The organism is Deinococcus sp. KSM4-11 (genome assembly GCF_004801415.1).
Classification (GTDB): Bacteria; Deinococcota; Deinococci; order Deinococcales; family Deinococcaceae; genus Deinococcus.
The window spans coordinates 154,725-172,611 of record NZ_SSNX01000007.1; the positions used below are offsets into that span (position 1 = coordinate 154,725).

16 protein-coding genes are annotated in these 17,887 nt (G+C 71.3%); all 16 read left to right on the plus strand.

Features of this window, described 5'->3' with window-relative positions; all coding sequences use genetic code 11:
* Positions 1–81: 81 nt before the first annotated feature.
* The 16 genes from E7T09_RS17555 to E7T09_RS17630 all read left to right on the plus strand — a co-directional run bounded on the left by E7T09_RS17555 (position 82) and on the right by E7T09_RS17630 (position 17,883).
* Positions 82–1,839 carry a PQQ-binding-like beta-propeller repeat protein gene (locus E7T09_RS17555; protein WP_136390483.1) on the plus strand — a complete coding sequence of 586 codons (1,758 nt, stop codon included), beginning with the start codon at positions 82–84 and terminating at the stop codon, positions 1,837–1,839.
* Between the two features lie 249 nt (positions 1,840–2,088).
* Positions 2,089–2,487: a hypothetical protein gene (locus E7T09_RS17560; protein ID WP_136390484.1), complete on the plus strand. Its 399-nt coding sequence runs from the start codon at positions 2,089–2,091 to the stop codon at positions 2,485–2,487.
* A 254-nt stretch (positions 2,488–2,741) separates the two neighbouring features.
* Positions 2,742–3,752 (plus strand): NAD(P)-dependent oxidoreductase, encoded by a 1,011-nt coding sequence (locus tag E7T09_RS17565; protein ID WP_136390485.1) that lies wholly within the window; start codon positions 2,742–2,744, stop codon positions 3,750–3,752.
* Positions 3,749–4,606: an MBL fold metallo-hydrolase gene (locus E7T09_RS17570; RefSeq protein ID WP_136390486.1), complete on the plus strand. Its 858-nt coding sequence runs from the start codon at positions 3,749–3,751 to the stop codon at positions 4,604–4,606. The genes E7T09_RS17565 and E7T09_RS17570 overlap by 4 nt, the downstream gene beginning before the upstream one ends.
* Positions 4,603–5,982, plus strand: coding sequence for a phenylacetate--CoA ligase family protein (locus E7T09_RS17575; protein WP_136390487.1), 1,380 nt, complete (start codon positions 4,603–4,605; stop codon positions 5,980–5,982). Before E7T09_RS17570 ends, E7T09_RS17575 begins: the two co-directional genes overlap by 4 nt.
* Positions 5,979–6,968: a 3-oxoacyl-[acyl-carrier-protein] synthase III C-terminal domain-containing protein gene (locus E7T09_RS17580; protein WP_136390488.1), complete on the plus strand. Its 990-nt coding sequence runs from the start codon at positions 5,979–5,981 to the stop codon at positions 6,966–6,968. Before E7T09_RS17575 ends, E7T09_RS17580 begins: the two co-directional genes overlap by 4 nt.
* Positions 6,965–8,083 (plus strand): glycosyltransferase, encoded by a 1,119-nt coding sequence (locus tag E7T09_RS17585; protein WP_136390489.1) that lies wholly within the window; start codon positions 6,965–6,967, stop codon positions 8,081–8,083. The genes E7T09_RS17580 and E7T09_RS17585 overlap by 4 nt, the downstream gene beginning before the upstream one ends.
* 355 nt (positions 8,084–8,438) lie before the next feature.
* Complete coding sequence (locus tag E7T09_RS17590; protein WP_136390490.1) at positions 8,439–9,521, plus strand: Gfo/Idh/MocA family protein; 1,083 nt, start codon at positions 8,439–8,441, stop codon at positions 9,519–9,521.
* Entirely contained in the window at positions 9,521–10,342 is an 822-nt protein-coding gene (locus E7T09_RS17595) for a sugar phosphate isomerase/epimerase (RefSeq protein WP_136390491.1), read from the plus strand. Before E7T09_RS17590 ends, E7T09_RS17595 begins: the two co-directional genes overlap by 1 nt.
* Positions 10,339–11,151, plus strand: a complete 813-nt coding sequence (locus E7T09_RS17600; RefSeq protein ID WP_136390492.1) for an alpha/beta fold hydrolase — start codon at positions 10,339–10,341, stop codon at positions 11,149–11,151. The genes E7T09_RS17595 and E7T09_RS17600 overlap by 4 nt, the downstream gene beginning before the upstream one ends.
* Positions 11,152–11,206: 55 nt before the next feature.
* Positions 11,207–12,127 (plus strand): ROK family protein, encoded by a 921-nt coding sequence (locus E7T09_RS17605; RefSeq protein ID WP_136390493.1) that lies wholly within the window; start codon positions 11,207–11,209, stop codon positions 12,125–12,127.
* A gap of 90 nt (positions 12,128–12,217) precedes the next feature.
* Complete coding sequence (locus E7T09_RS17610; RefSeq protein WP_240741868.1) at positions 12,218–13,543, plus strand: glycerate kinase; 1,326 nt, start codon at positions 12,218–12,220, stop codon at positions 13,541–13,543.
* Between the two features lie 413 nt (positions 13,544–13,956).
* Complete coding sequence (menC, locus tag E7T09_RS17615; protein WP_136390494.1) at positions 13,957–15,090, plus strand: o-succinylbenzoate synthase; 1,134 nt, start codon at positions 13,957–13,959, stop codon at positions 15,088–15,090.
* Positions 15,087–15,872 (plus strand): GNAT family N-acetyltransferase, encoded by a 786-nt coding sequence (locus E7T09_RS17620; protein ID WP_136390495.1) that lies wholly within the window; start codon positions 15,087–15,089, stop codon positions 15,870–15,872. The genes menC and E7T09_RS17620 overlap by 4 nt, the downstream gene beginning before the upstream one ends.
* Positions 15,866–16,894 carry an ABC transporter permease gene (locus E7T09_RS17625; RefSeq protein WP_136390496.1) on the plus strand — a complete coding sequence of 343 codons (1,029 nt, stop codon included), beginning with the start codon at positions 15,866–15,868 and terminating at the stop codon, positions 16,892–16,894. Before E7T09_RS17620 ends, E7T09_RS17625 begins: the two co-directional genes overlap by 7 nt.
* Complete coding sequence (locus tag E7T09_RS17630) at positions 16,891–17,883, plus strand: ABC transporter permease (protein WP_240741869.1); 993 nt, start codon at positions 16,891–16,893, stop codon at positions 17,881–17,883. The genes E7T09_RS17625 and E7T09_RS17630 overlap by 4 nt, the downstream gene beginning before the upstream one ends.
* Positions 17,884–17,887: the final 4 nt, after the last annotated feature.

Genomic DNA, 17,887 nt, shown 5'->3' on the forward strand with positions numbered 1-17,887 from the left:
GGCCGTACCCTGGCAAGCGTCCATCTCACCCACCCAGCGCCGCCCCTACCGTAAAGGGACTGTAAAGGAGCTCACCTTCACATGAGGATTCCCCCCCGCGCCCTGCTCCTGCTCCTGCTGACCCCGGCCTTCTCGCCCGCCACGGCGGCCCAGGGCACCGCTCCGGCCGTCCCAGCCTCGCCGGTCTACACGGCTCCCAAGATCGACCTCTTCAAGGAATTGCGCGTCATCTCCGGCGTGAGCATCACGAACAGCGGCGACCTGTTCTTCATTGGTTCGGACGCCAGGGTGCACCGCACGGACGCCAGCGGCACCGAGAAGTGGTTCTACCCGCTCGGTGACCTGGGCCGGGCCTACCCGGTCATCACCCCCCAGGGCGGCGTGATCGCCGCCGCCTACGACGACACCGTGTACGCCCTGGACGCCGCCGGGAAGCTCCAGTGGAAGCTCAAGCTGGACGGCGACGTGTTCGCCACGCCCGCCCTGCGCACGGACGGCAGCGTGATCGTCGCCACGGCCGGTGGCAGCGTGACCGCCATCGGGCCTGACGGCAAGGCGCTGTGGACCTTCAAGGTGGGCGCGCCCGTGTTCAGTTCCCCGGCCATCGCGCAGGACGGCACCATCTATTTCGGCGCACAGAACAACCGCCTGTACGCCCTGACGCCAGACGGCAAGACGAAGTGGACGTACACGGCCGGGTCGCTGGTGTTCAGCTCCCCCGCCCTGGACGATGCGGGCAACATCTACTTCGGCTCCAGCGACCGCCGCATCCACTCGCTGGCGCCGGACGGCACCTCCCGCTGGAGCGTCCTGACCGGCCTGTTCGTGAACGCCAGCCCGATCGTGACCAGCAGCGGCCTGATCGTGGTCGGCAGTTACGACGGCAAGGTGTACGCCCTGAATGCCGAAGGCGAGACCGTCTGGACGTACATAGCCGGGCAGCCCGTCGCGGCGTCCGCCGTGGAACTCGTGGGCGGCACCGTGATCGTGCCGGATCTGGGCGGCACCGTCCACGCCATCGGCCCGCAGGGGCAGGCCCTGTGGACGATTCCCACCGGCAAGAAGATCGATCTGTCCCTCAGCGTCAGCGACCAGGGCAACCTGTACTTCGTCACGCAGGGGGGCGCGCTGAACGTGATCGGGCGGCAGCGGCCGCTGGCCGTCGGCCCGTGGACGACCTTCCACGCGCGCTCTGACGCCTGGGGCCGCGCCCTGACGGCCCAGGACACCCAGGCGCTGACCCTGGCGCGTCAGGCCGCCGCCACAGCCCCCCTGGCGCAGCTCAAGCCCTTCGCTCCACCGGTCGCCACCACCCCGAAACCCGGCAGCCCCACGGCCACGACGCCCCCGAAACCCGCTCCTCCGACCACCACGACGCCGGCGCCGCCCACGGCCACCACACCGCCTAAACCCACCACGCCGCCGGTCGCCGTCCAGCCACCCAAACCGGCCACGCCGCCCGCGCCGGTGCTCACGCCCGCACAACTAGCCGCGCGGGCCGTCACCCAGGCACAGGTGCAGGATCAACAGGTGTTCCTGCCGCTCGCGGACGCCGCCGGCGCGCTGCGTCTGCCCATCCGCACGCTCACGGTTCGTACGGCCACGCTGGATCTGAATGCTGAGCGGGTGCCTGTGAACATCCGACTGTTCGGCGGCCAGCCGTACGTGTCGCTGGCGGAACTCGCGGGCCTGCCGAACGTGGCCACCACCCTGGTCACCACGCCGACGCCGGCCATCACCCTGACCCGCGCCGGACAGGTCACGACCTTCGCGCTGAACGTGCCGAAGCTGGTGCCCCTGACGCACGGCAAGGAGTACCCGGACGTGCTGCCCCGCTGACCGATCCGGATCGGTTTCACGCGGGAAGCGAGTGGGCCGCCGACATCCGGCGTCCGGAACGCCGACGGTTCGCCCGGCCATAGCTAAGGTGTGGCCGGGCTGTCGTGCCGGGGCCACTGTGAAGAGTGGAGGCGGCACCGTGCACGAAGTCTGCATGGCACGTGGACGGAACCTGGGTGTGGCCCCGGCATCCTGTGTTCAGGACAGGCGGCGGCCACGAGGCCGCCCCGGACGCCAAGGAGACCCACCATGACCAAGTTCCTGATCACCGCCGTGACCGCCCTGACCCTCGCTGCCTCGACCGCCTTCGCCAGCAGCGCCCAGACCTACGCCATGGACGACACCGGCATGGAGTACACCGCGCTGCAGACCGAGAGCAGCTGGATGGCCGTGGAAGTGCCGCTCGCGGCCCTGGGCGGGAGTGTGCCGAGCAACCTGAACATCGCCGTAACCGGATTGCCGGCGGGGACGACGGTGGCGCTGAACAGTGTGGAGAGGTATGCGGACACGGCGCTGCTGTACGTGACGGTGAGTCGCTCGGACACGTCGACGGTGGTGAATGGCGTGGCGACCATCGCGGTCAAGTCGGGCAGTACGGTGCTGACCAGCGTCTCGATCCCCGTCTACGGCGCCGCGTACGGCCAGTAAGCCCCACGGCCTGACCCGGAACGTACCCATCCACCCCGCCTGACGTAGGCGGGGTTCTGCATATTCACGTCCCGGCGCCCGAGCTGCCTCTTCGATAGATGGCGACGGCCTTCACATCGGACTGGGAACACCGCAGCGGAAGTTGGCGGATCGGTTCGTCCGAGCTGGTGGCAGTCCACAGCCAGCCGCGCGTCCCGTTGAACTGAGGCCCCACCTGAGGATGCCGGGCCGCGAACCGTGCCACGATCGAGGAGATGTCCACTGCCCACCCGGTGCTGTCCACGTCACGTCACATCGTGGTGACGGGCGCGACCGGCTTCCTGGGGGGTGAGATCGTGCGGCAGTTGCTGGCCCGCGGTCACCGGGTCACCGCGAGCGGCCGTGATGCGGCGCGTGGCGCGGAACTCTTCGCCCAGGGCGCGCACTTCGTTCCAGGCGATCTGACCCGCGATCCTCTCCCTCTGGCCGGGGCCGACGTGCTGATCCACTCTGCGGCCCTGAGCACCCTGTGGGGAACAGAGCGTGCGTATCAGCGGCACAACGTGCAGGTCAGTGCCCAGCTGGCCCGTCAGGCCTGGGAGCAGAAACTCCACCTGGTGTTCATCTCCAGTTCCAGCGTCTACAACGGCACGCTGTGGCGACGCCGGAACCTGTTGAAGGCCCCGGTGCCCGAATCGCTGGTTCTTCAGGGCCCACATGACAGTGCCTACGCCCGCAGCAAGGCCCAGGCCGAGGCGGAGGTGCGGATTCACCACCCGCAGGCGATCATCCTGCGGCCGCGCGGGCTGTACGGACGGGGCGATCCCTCGATCCTGCCGCCGCTGATCCGTGCCCTCCGGCGTGGGCGCTTGCCGCACCTGTGGAGCGCTTCGGAAGTCTACACGGATCTCACCCACGTGAAGAACGCGGCCTACGCGGCGGTTCTGGCTGCGGAGGCCCCCATGCCAGAGGTCGGCGCGATCTATAACGTCACCGACACGCAGCCCACGGCCGTGTGGCAGACCATTCGCGCGCTGTGCGAGCGGCTGGGCGTTCCACTCCCGGCCCGCCGGATCGACCCCGCGCTGGTCGAGGCGATGGCGCGGCTCACGCGGCCCCTGGCGGCGCTGCGCGGTGAGGGCCTGCATCCGGCGGCCGTGCGGCTCCTGACCCGCCCGGTGCGGCTCGATACCACCTCGATCGAACGCGAGCTGGATTATCGTCCACTGTTGACCGCGCCCGAGGCCCTGGCCCTCACGCTGGCCCAGGTCGGGAGCGGGGCATGACCCACGTGATCCTCCACCAGCACGTCAGCGGCCACTGCCTGGGTATCGCCGCCACGACCGAACGCGGCGCCCCCTGGCGTGTCCGAACCTACCCGGCGGGCTGGACGTTGATCGAGCACCCCACGGCGGGTCGGCTGCTGTTCGACACCGGGTATGCGCCCCGGGTGCAGCGGGCCATGGCGCGGTGGCCCGGCGCGCTGTACGGCCTGGTGACCCCGGTGCGCCTCCGTCCAGGCCAGGACGCCGTGAATCAGCTCGCCCAGCGCGGTGTGCAGGCCGACGACATCGCCGAGGTGATCGTGTCGCACCTGCACGCGGATCACGTGGGCGGCCTGCTGGACTTCCCGCGTGCCCGGCTGCGCCTCGACCGCCGGGCGTGGCAGCGCACCCGCGCGTGGATTGGCGTGGCCGCCGTGCGCCGGGGTGTGCTGCGCGAGCTGCTGCCGGACGACCTGGAAGCGCGTGCCGGGTGGCTCGACTTCCGCGCGGCGCCCGAGGGACTGACCGACTTCGGGGAGGTGGCGGACGTCTGCGGCGACGGTTCGGTGTGGGCCGTTCCCGTTCCTGGCCACGCTCCGGGCATGATCGCCCTGATCTGCCGCACCGTTCCGGACGCCCCCCTGACCGGCAGCGGCGAGGGCCTGACGGTGCTTGGCGCCGACACCGCCTGGAGTGGGCGTGCCCTGCGGGCGGGCGAGTCTGCCCCGGCCGTGGGGCGCCTGGCCCACTGGAACGCCCGCGAGGAGGCGCGCAGTGCCCGGACGCTGCGCGGATGGCTAGGCCACCACCCACACGCGGCCCTGGTGTTGAGCCACGAGCGCTCCCCGCAGACGGCAGGGCCGGGCACACCATGACGCGCCAGTCCATCTCCTTCACCGGCCGGGTGCTGCGCGCCCACCGGGACGAGCGCCGCCGCATGGGCCGGCCGGGTCAGGGCCGCGCCGACCTGCTGGAGCGGCAGCACCACCTCGCGGCCACCCTGCTGCGGGCCATCTGGCGCCGCAGCCCCTGGACAGCCCGGCGATTCGCTGTGGCGGGGCTGGGGGTAGAGGACTGGGCGGAGCTTCCCGGGGTCGTCAAGGCCGAGGTGCTCGCGCACTTCGATAACCTGAACACCGAGGGGCTGACCCTGGCCGACGTGCTCGCCCACGCCCGGCGTGCCGAGACCGATCGCTCCTTCGCCGGCACCCTGAAGGGCCGCGGCGGCCCCGTGACCACCGGGCTGTCCAGCGGCACCAGCGGCCCGCAGGGCGTGTTCCTGGCCAGCGACCGCGAACGGGCCCTGTGGGCCGGCGTGGCACTCGCCCACACCCTGCCGCCCGGGCCGGGACTGCTGCGCCGGGCGCTGACCCACCGGCCCCTGCGGGTGGCCTTCGCGCTGCGCGCCGACAGCCCGCTCTACCGTTCCGCCCAGAGTGCGGCGGTGCAGTGGTGCTACCTCGACCTGCTGCGCCCGCTGGACGACCTCGCCTCGGCCCTCGGACACTTCGCGCCGGACGTGGTGATCGGCCCCCCCGGCGTCCTCACGGCCCTGAGCGAACGCTGCCCGCTGGCCGGCGTGCAGCGGGTGATCTCGGTGGCCGAGGTGCTGGAGGACGACCACCGCGCGAAGCTGGAGCACCGCTGGGGGCCGGTGGTGCAGGTCTACCAGGCCACCGAGGGCCTGCTGGGTCTGCCCTGCGACCAGGGCACCCTGCACCTCAACGAGGATCACGTGCACTTCCGGCTGCGGCACCCGGACACGGGCATTCCGGTCGGCCAGCCGGTGCCCGGCGACCGGGTCTGCGCCACCGTCACGGATCTGCGGCGACGCTGCCTGCCGGCCATCGCGTGGCAGATGGACGACGTGCTGGTCATCGGGGAACCCTGCGCGTGCGGGCACCCCAGCCTGACCCTGCACGCCATCGCCGGACGCGCCGACGACGCCCTCCTGTTGCACGGCGTGACCGTGTGGCCGGACTTCCTGCGCCGGGCACTGCTCGAACTGCCGGGCGTGCAGGATTTCCGGGTGCTGCAACGCGGCGCGACGCTGGAGGTCTCGCTGCTGGGGCCAGTACCCACGACGCCGGAACTCGCGGGCCACGTCGAGGTGGCCCTGGGAATCGCCCTGCGTCGCAGCGGCGTGCCCGGCCGCGTGCCCGTGGTTCTGCGCCCCTGGAAAGCCCCCCGCCCAGGGGAGAAACTGCGGCGGGTTCGCCGCCTGAGCCCCACTCCACAGGAGACTCCATGATGCTCGGCGTCCGCCTGCTCGCCACCGCCGAGGCGCTGGCCCACACCCGCGTTCCCACCGCCGAGGTCGCCGCGCGCTGCGGCCTGGAGCCCGCCGAGGCCATCCGCCGCAGCGGCGTGGAGGAGCGTCCCTGGATCGACCCGGCCCTCGGCGAGAGTGCGCTGACGCTGGGGGCCGAGGCCGCCCGGCGCTGCTGCGAAGCTGCAGGCGTGCCCTTAGGCGAGATCGACACGCTGATCAACGCCAGCGGCACCCCCATGCAGCCCATTCCCGACGGCAGCGCCCTGTTGGCCCGTGAACTGGGCCTGCGCGGCATCCGCACCCAGAGCGTGCACTCGACGTGCCTGTCGTTCCTGGCGGGCCTCGAACTGGGCGCGCTGCTGGTGCACACCGGCCGGGCCTGCCGGGTGCTGGTGATAGCCAGCGACCACGGTTCGGTCGGGCTGAACTTCGCCCAGCCCGAGAGCGCCCTGCTGATCGGCGACGGTGCGGCGGCCGCGCTGCTCGGCCCCGCCGACCACCCGCAGCAGGGCCTGCGGGCGCACGCGATGCTCACCTGGCCCGAGGGCGTGCACCACACTGAGATCCGCGCGGGCGGCAGCCTGCTCCACCCCTCCCGCGCCGACTGCGCGCCGGAGGACATGCTGTTCGACATGCAGGGCCTGGAGGTGCTCAAACTGGCCCTGCGCACCGTGCCCACCCTGCTGGAGCAGCTCGGCACGCAGCTCGGACATGATCCGCTGGAAGGCGTCGACCGCATCATCCCGCACCAGGCGTCGGCCGCCGCGCTGCACGCGATGAACCGCCTGGGCTGGCAGCCCCGCCTGGAAGTCACGCTGCCCCACACGGGCAACCTGATCGCCGCCTCGCTCCCCGTGGCCCTCCACCGCGCCATCGAGAGCGGCCGCCTGAGAGCGGGCCAGCGGGCCCTGCTGCTCGGCACGGGCGCCGGATTGATCACGGGAGGCGCGATCCTCGACCTGTGACGCCGCGCCCTGTCCTGCCCCTTGCGTGTCTGGCCTTCATCGCCGCGCGGCTGGCGGTGCTGGCGGTCAACGCCTGCACGTTTCCCCGGCTGCGCCCCGCGCCCCCAGGCGCGCCCCCCACCCCGGCCACACTGCTCATTCCCATGCGGAACGAGGCGGCGAACGTGCCGCGCTTTCTGCCAGGGGTGCTCGATCAGCTCGACGAGCACACCACGCTGCTGATCCTCGACGACCACAGCACCGATGGGACGGCCGGCCTCTGCCGGGCGCTGATCGCCTCTCATGGCCAGCACGACCGGGCTCAGGTGCTGGCCGGAGCGGATCTGCCGCCCGGGTGGGGGGGCAAGGCCTGGGCCTGTGCGCAACTCGCGGATCTCGCGCTCCAGCGGGACGCGCTGCTCGTCTTCACCGATGCCGACGTGCTGTGGGCGCCCGGCGCCCTCCGGGCCGTGCTGGCCGAACGTCGCCGCCAGCGGGTGGGCCTGCTGACCGTTCTGCCGCGCCCGCTGCCCCTGCCGCTCGGGGCGGAGGTGCTGACCCCGCTGGTCGACGAGGTGGTGCTGAGCTGGCTGCCCTTTCCGCTGCTGCGCACCCGCCCCTCCCTGCTCACCACCGCCAACGGCCAGCTGCTGCTGCTGACTCCGCACGCCTACCGCGCTGCCGGAGGGCACGCCGGGGTCCGGGCGGCCATGCTGGAAGACACCACGCTGGCCCGCCATGCCAAGGCCGCCGGCCTTCCCGTCGGTCAGGCCCTCGGTGGACACCTGATCGGCGTGCAGATGTACGCCTCGTACTGGGCGTCCGTGCGCGGGTTCGCGAAGAACGCCGTGGCCGTCCACCTGGGTTCGCGGGCGCTGATGCTGGCGCTGGGCGCCGCCTACACCCTGACGCACACCCTGAGTTTCCTGCTGCCGGGGCCGCTGTGGCGACTGGTGGCCGCGTGCTCCCTGCTCGAGCGTCCGCTGGTCGCCCTGCTCACCGGACGTGGCGGGAGGGCCGCCCTGCGGGGGCTCGCACTATCCCCCCTGACCGCGCCGCTCGCGTGGCCCGCGTATGCGCTGGCGCTGCGTGGCCGCGTGCCCTGGAAGGGTCGCCTGCACCCGGAGCAGACCTGAGATCAGAAAGGCCTGTCGATGACGGGCTTTCCGGCGGTCAGCGCGAGCAGGACGTGTTCCCCTGAAGCCATCCAGACGCTCCCGTCGGTTTGCTCTACTGATCATGTTTCGCTCCAACCCTTCACCTCTCACGCGCCTTGCTGGGGGCGGCTCGGCAAGCGGATCACCTGGGCACCCAGCACGCTCGGCGTCAGATTCACGGGCATCAGGCGCAGGAAGGGCAAGGCGACAACACCCGGCGCTCGGTATGATCCTCGATGGGTGTCTGGTCGGGCCAGGACGCGGCCGTCCGCAGAACCCTGTCCAATCGACCCTGATGAAATCCGTTCCGTGAACCTGGAGGAGGAGCAAGCAGGTGCCCCAGACCAAAGATCCCGGCCCGCGTCTGCGCATCGGCATTCTCGGCGCCGGCCCCATCGCCCAGTACGCCCACTTCGAGTCCTGTGCCAAGGCCCGCAACGCCGACCTGTACGCCATCTGCGACGTCGCCGAGGATCTTCTGGCACGTATGGCCGCCACGTGGCAGCCCGAGACGACGTATACCGACTACGCGGCCATGCTGGCCGATCCCAACGTCGACGCCGTCATCATCGCGACCTCCGACGCCTTCCATGTGCCGGCCTCCATCCAGGCCCTCGAGGCCGGCAAACACGTCCTGTGCGAGAAACCCCTGGGCGTGACCGTCGAGGAGGTCGAGCGCCTCGCCGAGGTGGTGCGGCGAACCGGGAAGGTCTTGCAGGTCGGCAACATGAAGCGTTTCGACCCCGGGCTGCAGGCCGCGCACGACTTCATCCGCGACGAGATGGGCGAACCCCTGGCGCTGAAGGCGTGGTACTGCGACAGCACCCACCGCTACACCGTCACCGATGCCGTGCAGCCCCTGCCGATCGTCAGCGCCGCCGCCCGCAAACCCGGCACCAATCCCAAGGCGGATCTGCGGCAGTACTGCATGCTCACGCACGGCTCGCACCTGGTAGATACGGTGCGCTTCATGTTCGGGGACATCACCGCCGTCCGCGCCCGGCTGCTGGAACGCTTCGGCGCGTACAGCTGGTTCGTGGACACCGACTTCGCCAGCGGCGCCCAGGGCCACATGGATCTGACAGTCGCCGTACGCATGGACTGGCACGAGGGGTTGCAGATCTACGGGCAGAACGGCAGCGTCCTGGCCAGAACCTACAACCCCTGGTACTACAGGTCCTCGGACGTCGAGATCTTCCGCGAAAGGGATGCCACCACGTATCGCCCGCTCGGCGCGGACGGGCACTTCTACCGCCGGCAGCTCGAGGCGTTCTCGGACACCATCCTGACCGGTGCCCCGCAGACTGGTGCGGACGTCGAGGACGGCCTGGCCGACACGCGCGCCATCGTGGCCATCGCCCGCTCGGTGCAGACCGGCGAGAAGGTCATGTTGGCGGACGTGACCGGAGGCGTGTGATGCAGCTCGGGATCTTCGCCAAGACCTTCCCCGAGGTCGGGGCTTTGCCGGTGCTGCGGGCCGTACGCGCTGCCGGCTACGACGTCACCCAGTTCAACCTGTCGTGCGTGGGTCTGCCCAGCCTGCCGGATGCGCTCGATTCCACCGTCGTGCAGGAGGTGGCGCAGGCGAGCGCCGAGACCGGCATCAGCATCGCCGCGCTGTCTGGCACGTACAACATGGCCCACCCGGATGCAGCCGTGCGCGATCAGGGCCTGCGGCGTCTGGAAGTGCTGATGCGGCACGCGCCCGCCCTGGGCACGCGCCTGATCACCCTGTGCAGCGGCACCCGCGACCCCGATGACCAGTGGGCCTACCACCCGGACAACGCCACCGCCGAGGCCTGGACGGTCATGAGCCGCGAGATGGCGCGGGCCGCCGAGCTGGCCCAGCGCTACGGGATCGACCTGGGCATCGAGCCGGAGATGACGAACGTGGTCTCCTCGGCCCGCAAGGCCAGAGAACTACTGGATACCCTGGGGTCGCCCCGGCTGAAGATCGTGCTCGACCCGGCCAACCTCTTCGAGTATGGTGACACGGCCCTCAGCCGCGAGCGCACCCGCGAGGCGGTCGACCTGCTGGGAAACGATCTGGCCATGGCACATGCCAAGGACCGCCGTGCCGATGGCAGGTTCACGTTCCCGGGGGACGGCGTGGTAGATTTCCCGGATTTCATCGCCCTGTTGCGCGGAGCGGGCTTCCAGGGGCCGCTCGTCACGCACGGCCTGAGCGCCGCCGAGGCGCCCGGCGTGGCCGAGTTCCTGCGCGGCCTCCTGACATGACCACCTTCCAGCTCGGAGATCTCGCGCTGCGCGGCGTCGATGTCGGAAGCGGCAGTCCTGTCGTCTTTCAGCACGGCCTGGGCGGCGGCGAGGCGCAGGTGGCCGAGAGTTTCCCGTCCACGCCCGGCCTGCGCCGTCTGACGCTGGAATGCCGGGGGCACGGCACCTCGGCGCTCGGCCCCGTGGCCGAACTTTCGGTCGCCCAGTTCGCGCAGGACGTGCTGGCCTTCGTGGACAGCCGGGGCGTGACCCGCTTCGCCGCCGGGGGCATCTCGATGGGCGCGGCCATCGCGCTGAGACTGGCCGCCCTGTACCCGGAGCGCGTCACGGCCCTGGCCCTGGTACGCCCGTCCTGGGTGGACACGCCCGCGCCGCCCAACCTGATGTCCTTTCAGGTCGTGGCGCCCTACCTGCGCATGGACGACCCGGCGCAGGGCTGGGCGGACTTCCAGACCACGGCAGCGGCCCGTGACCTGCGGGAGCGTGGCCCCGACAACCTCGCGTCCCTGGAGGGCTTCTTCCGCTCGCCACGGCGGCTGGACCTGGCCGACTTGGCCGAGCGCATCACGGCGAGTGGCCCGGAGGTGCCCAGGGAGCGGTTCCGGACGCTGACCATGCCCGTCCTGGTGATCGGCAACGGGCAGGACGCCGTGCATCCGCTGGCCACCGCCCAGGAACTCGCTCACCTGATTCCCGGAGCCCGGCTCGAGATCGTGCCGTCCAAGGCCTTGGATAAAGCCGCCTACCTGACGGCCCTGCACGCCGTCCTGGGCGACTTCTTCACGGCACACGCCGGGCCTCGGGGATGAGCCGGCCCCGGCGGTCAGCGCGGCGTGCCATGCTCGGGACACTGTGGAAGCAGCGGTGAGCATCATCGGCCTGGATCTGGGCGGCACGAAGCTCGCGGCGGGCGTGCTGGACGGCCAGCGGATCGCCGGCCGCGTGCAGTACGCCACGCCGGCCGAAAGTGGCGGGGTGGTGCCGTGTCTGGCGCAGGCTGCCCGGGACGCCGCGCAGGCCGCTGGCACGGCTGTGGGGGCGGTCGGGCTGGGCGTTCCCGGCCCCGTGAACTACGCCGCCGGCGAGGTGCGGTTCGCGGGCAACATTCGCGGCTGGATCGACTATCCGGTGCGCCGACTGCTCTCCGAGGCGCTGGACTGCCCCGTGTACCTGGAAAACGACGCCAACGCCGCCACGCTCGCCGAGCACCGCTCCGGGGCCGGGCAGGGCGCCGACAGCACGCTGTACGTCACGGTGTCCACCGGGATCGGCGGGGGCTTCGTGCAGGGCGACCGGGTGCTGCGCGGCCACTTCGGGCAGGGTGCGGAGATCGGTCACGTGACGGTGCTGGCCGGCGGCCCCATGTGTGCCTGCGGTCTGGACGGCTGCCTGGAGGCGGTCGCGTCCGGTTCCGCCCTGGCGAGTCTGGCGCGCGGCGCCTTCGGCCAGCCCATGAGCAACGCGGCCCTCTTCGACCTGGCCCGGCAGGGAGATGAGCGCGCCGCGCGCATCCTCACGCAGGGAGCCGAGTGGCTGGGCATCGGTCTCGCCTCGCTGGTTCGCTGCTACGACCCGGAGGTCATCGTGATCGGAGGCGGGGTCTACCTGAACGCCCCACCGCTCTATCACGACGCCGTCCAGCGGGCCTTCGAGCGCTACACCAGCTGGCACGCCCCGGAGATCCGCACGGCCCGGCTTGGCGGCGACGCCGGGCTGCTGGGAGCGGCGTACACGGCCCAGCTCGGGCTCCAGCAGGACGGGGAGGCGTCCATCCGGACTCACTGAAGCCGCCCGTCGTCCTGCCCTCCACCAGAGCCGATATGGGCCGAGCACCGGGCGGGCGCACGCCCGCTCCACGTCCACAGGAGAAGTACCGTGAGCACGCCCACGCCCGAATTCCCCTCTTCCAGCCCCGCTGAATGGACGGATACGCAGGTTCGAGCCGTTCTGCACGACATCTTCATGGCGGCGGTGCACAGCGCCGATCCGGCGCAGGCCGTCCGCCGGCACCTGCCGGAGCCGCCGCGTGGGCGCTGCGTGGTCGTCGGGGCCGGCAAGGCGTCCGCCGCGATGGCCGCCGCCCTGGACGCCGTGTGGCCGGACACGCCGCTGTCCGGCGTGGTCGTCACGCGCGATGGACACGCCGTTCCCGCCGGGCGCATCGAGGTGCTGGAGGCGTCACATCCGGTGCCGGACGGACGCAGCGAGGGGGCGGCCCACCGCATCCTGGCCGCCGTTCAGGGCCTCACGCCCGACGACCTGGTCATCGCCCTGATGTCCGGGGGCGGCTCCGCGCTGCTGGCGGCGCCGGGAACCGGCCTGTCCCTGGCGGACAAGCAGGACATCAACCGCGCCCTGCTCACTAGTGGGGCCACCATCCGCGAGATGAACGCGGTGCGCAAGCACCTGTCCGCCATCAAGGGTGGACGGCTCGCGCTGGCCGCGCGTCCGGCCCGCGTGGTGACCCTGGTGATCAGCGACGTGCCCGGTGACGATCCGGCCGACATCGCGTCCGGCCCCACCGTACCCGACCCCAGCACCCTGGACGACGTGCGGGAGATCGTGGCGCGGTACGGCCTGACCCTGCCCGCTGCCGCACAGGCCCTGCTGGACGCCGGGGAGGAGACCCCGAAGGCGGCCGACCTCCAGAGTGAGGTGCGGGTGATCGCGGCGCCCGCCCTTGCCCTAGAAGCGGCGGCGCAGGCCGCCCGCCGCGCCGGACTCACGCCGCTGATCCTGGGCGACGCCCTGGAGGGAGAAAGCCGGGAAGTGGGCACGGTGATGGCCGGCGTCGCGCGGTCGGTGCGGCAGCACGGCCAGCCGGTGCGCCCGCCGGCCGTGCTGCTCTCGGGGGGCGAGACGACCGTCACGCTCCGGGGGAGTGCGGCCGGGCGAGGCGGCCGGAACACCGAGTTCCTGCTCGCCCTGGCGGTGGCCCTGGCCGGAGCGAGCGGCATCTGGGCGGTGGCAGGTGACAGCGACGGCATCGACGGCACCGAAGAGGCTGCTGGGGCGGTGGTGACGCCCGATACGCTGCGGCGTGGACAGGCGGCCGGGCACTCGGCGCGCTCCGATCTCGTCGCCCACGACAGCCACACGTTCTTCGCGGCGGTCGGTGACCTGATCGTGACCGGCCCGACCCTGACGAACGTGAATGACATCCGGGCCGTGCTCATCACGGAGGGTGTGGAGCGTGATTGATAGCTGGGAATGAATCATCACTGGACGCGTCGAGAACCCTCCCTTGCCTGTACGCCGGTTGCAGGCCGCGACACCGGACTTCAGGTGTGGTCAGGGCGTGCAGGTTGACCTGAGGAAATCCGCCTGGAGTCACGGCAAGCCTCTCACTCCATCGACAGGGGAGACCCTCCCTCGCCCGATTCGCTGCGGTGGCCGCCTGGGGAGGACCAGACGCCTTTGCCCCAGTCTGCCTAAGAGCGGCGTACTGCGGGTCGCACTTGCAAAAGCTTCTGCATTGGAATACAGTCCTGCAAAACCCACTACAACCTCCCTCTCACAGCCCGGCGGTGATTCCTTGCGTTGCTCTCCGAACAAGCGGTGCTCCCTGACGCCTTTCCCGTACTTCTCACCGACGGCCGACCACGAGGGTTCGTATGCGGCTTGAGCGGGCCGAACTGCGCGTGGTCTCGCTGCCACTGTTGAAGCCCTTTCGAACCAGTTTCGGGGTGGTGGCTGACAAGACCTTCGTGCTTTTGCGCGTGTTCAGCGAGGGGCTGGAGGGCGTCGCCGAAGGCGTCATGGACGCCCGCCCGCAGTACCGGGAGGAGACCATCGCCGGAGCCCTTGCGCTGCTCCAGGACGCCGTGCTGCCCGAGGTGCTGGGCCTTGAGTGGGCCAACGCCGAATCGCTGATGCGCCACCTGGCGGGGCTGCGCGGCAACCGCATGGCGCTGGGGCTCATCGAGATGGCCTTCTGGGACCTGCACGCCCGCAGCCTGGGCGTGCCGCTCTCCACGCTGCTGGGCGGCGTGCGGAACGCGGTGGAGGTGGGCGTGTCGCTGGGCATCCAGGCCTCGGTCGAGGCCACGGTGGACACGGCCGTACGCCACGCCGAGCAGGGCTACCGGCGCATCAAGCTCAAGATCGAGCCCGGCTGGGACGTGAAGGTGGTGCGGGCGGTACGGGCGGCGCTGCCGGAGACGCCCGTCACGGTGGACGCCAACGCTGCGTACACGCTGGCGCACCTGAACGTTCTGCGCGAGCTGGACACGCTGGGTCTGGACTACATCGAGCAGCCGCTGGCGTGGAACGACCTGCGCGACCACGCCAAGCTTCAGGCGCTGATGCACACGCCGCTGTGCCTGGACGAGTGCATCACCACGGCGCAGGACGCCCGTACGGCGCTGGAGACGGCGGCCTGCCGCCTGGTGAACATCAAGGTCGGGCGGGTGGGCGGCCACCTCGAGGCGCGGCGGGTGCACGACGTCGCGGCCTCGTTCAATGCCCCAGTGTGGTGCGGCGGCATGCTCGAGAGCGGCGTAGGCCGGGCGCACAACATCCACCTCGCCACGCTGGAGAACTTCACCAAGCCCGGCGACACCAGCAGTTCCTCGCGCTACTGGGCGCGCGACATCGTGCACGAGCCGCTGGAGACCGTGAACGGGGTCATGCCCGTTCCACCGGGGCCAGGCACCGGCGTCACGCTGGATCTGCCCTTCCTGGACAGCGTGACGCGCTGGCGTACGGAGATCGCGGCGCCGGCGCGGAGTGCCGTCAGCTCCCCATGACGGAGGCCGCCGCACACCCCACCACCGCCCTGACGCTGCGGGAACTGAGCGGGCTGGACGAACTGGCGCGCACGCCGCCCCTGGCCCGCGCCATCTGGGGCGAGGACGATGCGCCGGAAGACCCGGCGCTGCTGCACGTCCTGCACCACGTAGGTGGTCTGGTCGCCGGAGCGCTGGACGCGGACGGGCAGCTGTGGGCCTACCTCGTGGGTCTCCCCACCCGCAACGCCACGGTTCAGCACTCGCACCGCCTGGGCGTGCACCCGCAGTGGCGGCGCCACGGTCTGGGCGAGGGGCTCAAGCGCTTCCAGCAGGAATGGTGCCTGGCACGCGGCATCACCCGCGTGGAGTGGACCTTCGATCCGCTGCTGCTCGCCAACGCGCACCTGAACGTGCACCGTCTGGGCGCCACCGTGGGCACCTACCTGCCGGACTACTACGGCGAGATGACCGGCATCAACGCCGGCGTGTCCTCCGACCGCTTCGAGGCGGTGTGGCTGCTGGACGGAGCACGGGCGAGGGAGGGCGTCCGCGAGGTCTGGCCGGTGGGCGAGGCGCTGCATCCGCTGCATGACGCGCTGCCAGCAGACCTTCCGAATGCCGTGACTGTGCGCATTCCTGCCGACCACTACCGCCTGCGGCGCGAGGATCTTGCCCTGGCACGGGCGTGGCGGGCGGCCAGCGGCCCGCTCTTCGCCCGGCTGTTCGCGCAGGGGTACCGGCTGGTGGACGTGGATCTGGCGGGGCAGCGCTACCTGCTGCGCCGGGAGGAGCCGTGCTGAGCTACGTGGCCCGGCGGCTGCTGGCCCTGCCGCTGATCCTGCTGGCGGTGACGTTCCTGATCGTGCTGGTGATGCAGCTCATTCCGCCCGAGCAGCGCGCCGCCGCGTACGCGGTGAACCTGGAGCAGCTCTCGCGGGTGCCCGAGATCATCCGCACCAACCACTTGGACGGCAGCGTCTTCGTGCAGTACGGGCTGTGGCTCAAGGAGGCGGTGAGTGGGAACCTGGGCTTCTCGCGCACCAGTGGGCTGCCGGTGCTGGAGACCCTGCGCACCTACTTTCCGGCCACGCTGGAACTGGCCCTGTTCACGCTGGTGCCGCTGGTGGCGCTGGGCGTGTGGCTGGGCGGCCAGGCAGCGGTTCACCGGAACCGCGCCCCGGACACGGTCATCCGGATCTTCGCGGTGCTGGGCTACAGCATTCCCAGCTTCGTGCTGGGGGTGTGGCTGCTGGTCATCTTCTACGGGGCGCTGGGCATCCTGCCCGGCAACGGCAACCAGAGCAACGACATCTCGCTGCAACTGGCCATCACGCCCATGCACCGCTACACGCACCTGCTCACCCTCGACGCCCTGCTGAACGGCCGGCTCAGCGTGTTCTGGGACGCCCTGCTGCACCTGGTGCTGCCGGTGGTGACCCTGCTGGTGGTCAGCAGCGCGGGCCTGGTCAAGGGCACCCGCGCCAGCATGATCGAGGCGCTGAACAGCGATTACATCCGCACGGCGCGGGCCAAGGGCGTCGCCGAGCGTCAGGTGGTCCGCAAGCACGCCCGCCGCAACGCCCTGCTCACGGTGATCACCCTGGTGGCGCTGAGCGTCTCGGGGCTACTCCAGGGCGCGGTGCTGGCCGAGACGCTGTTCGGCTACCCCGGCGTGGCCGGCTGGGCGGCGAAGGCGGCGGCCCAGGGCGACCTGCCGGGCGTGCTGGGCTTCGCGCTGCTGACCGCCACCGTCGTCGTGCTGGTGAACCTGCTGGCCGATCTGGCCTATACGCTGGTCGATCCGCGCGTGAGGTACACGTGAGCGCCGTTCAGCATGCCGCCGCGCCGGCCGCACGCGCACGCCCCCGACCCGCCCTGGGGCGGCTGGGCCGCAACGTGCCCGCACGTGTCGGGGCCGTCATCGTGGGACTGTACGTGCTGGTGGCGCTGCTGGCCCCGCTGCTGGCGCCACCCCAGGGCAACTGCCGGCGCGACCTGGCACTAGCAGCGGGGCAGACGTACCCCGGCCCGCTGGCCTACCTGCGCGAGGTCATCAGCCCGCCGGACAGCTGCCTGCAGATGCCCCGGGTGGGCTTCGCCGCGCAGCCCCGCGACCCGGCCCCGGACGCGCCGCTGGGCCGGGTGGGCGGGTACGACATCCGCTACGGCCTGGTGTGGGGCACCCGCACGGCCCTGTTCCTGGGCTTCACGGTGGTGTGCCTCAGCGTGCTGCTGGGCGGCGCCGTGGGCCTGATGGCGGGCTTTTTCGGCGGCATCGTGGACAACCTGCTGATGCGCGTGACCGACGTGACCTTCGCCTTTCCGGGGCTGGTGCTCGTGCTGGTGCTCGTGGCGGCGCTGGGGCCAGGGCTGGGCAACATCATCCTGGCGCTGAGCCTGGTGTCGTGGACGGCGCTGGCGCGGGTGGTCAGATCCGAGGTGCTGCGGGTGCGCGAGCAGGAGTACGTCGCAGCGGCGCAGAGCCTGGGCGCCAGCCCGCTGCGCGTCGCCCTGCGGCACGTGCTGCCCGGCTCGCTGGGGCCGCTGTCCAGCATCGTCGTGCTGGAGATGGGCGGCCTGCCCATCGTGGCCGGGGCCCTGAGCTTCCTGGGGCTGGGCACGCCAGCGGGTTTCGCCGACTGGGGCCAGCTCATCGCCCTGGCGCAACCCTGGATTCAGGGCCCGGCGGGGCAGCCGTTCGCGTACTGGTACGTCACCCTCTTTCCCGGCGTGTGCATCGCCGTGTACAGCCTCGGCTGGAACCTCGTCGGCGACGCCCTCAGTGAGGGCCTGGATCCCCGAAACCGCTAACCCC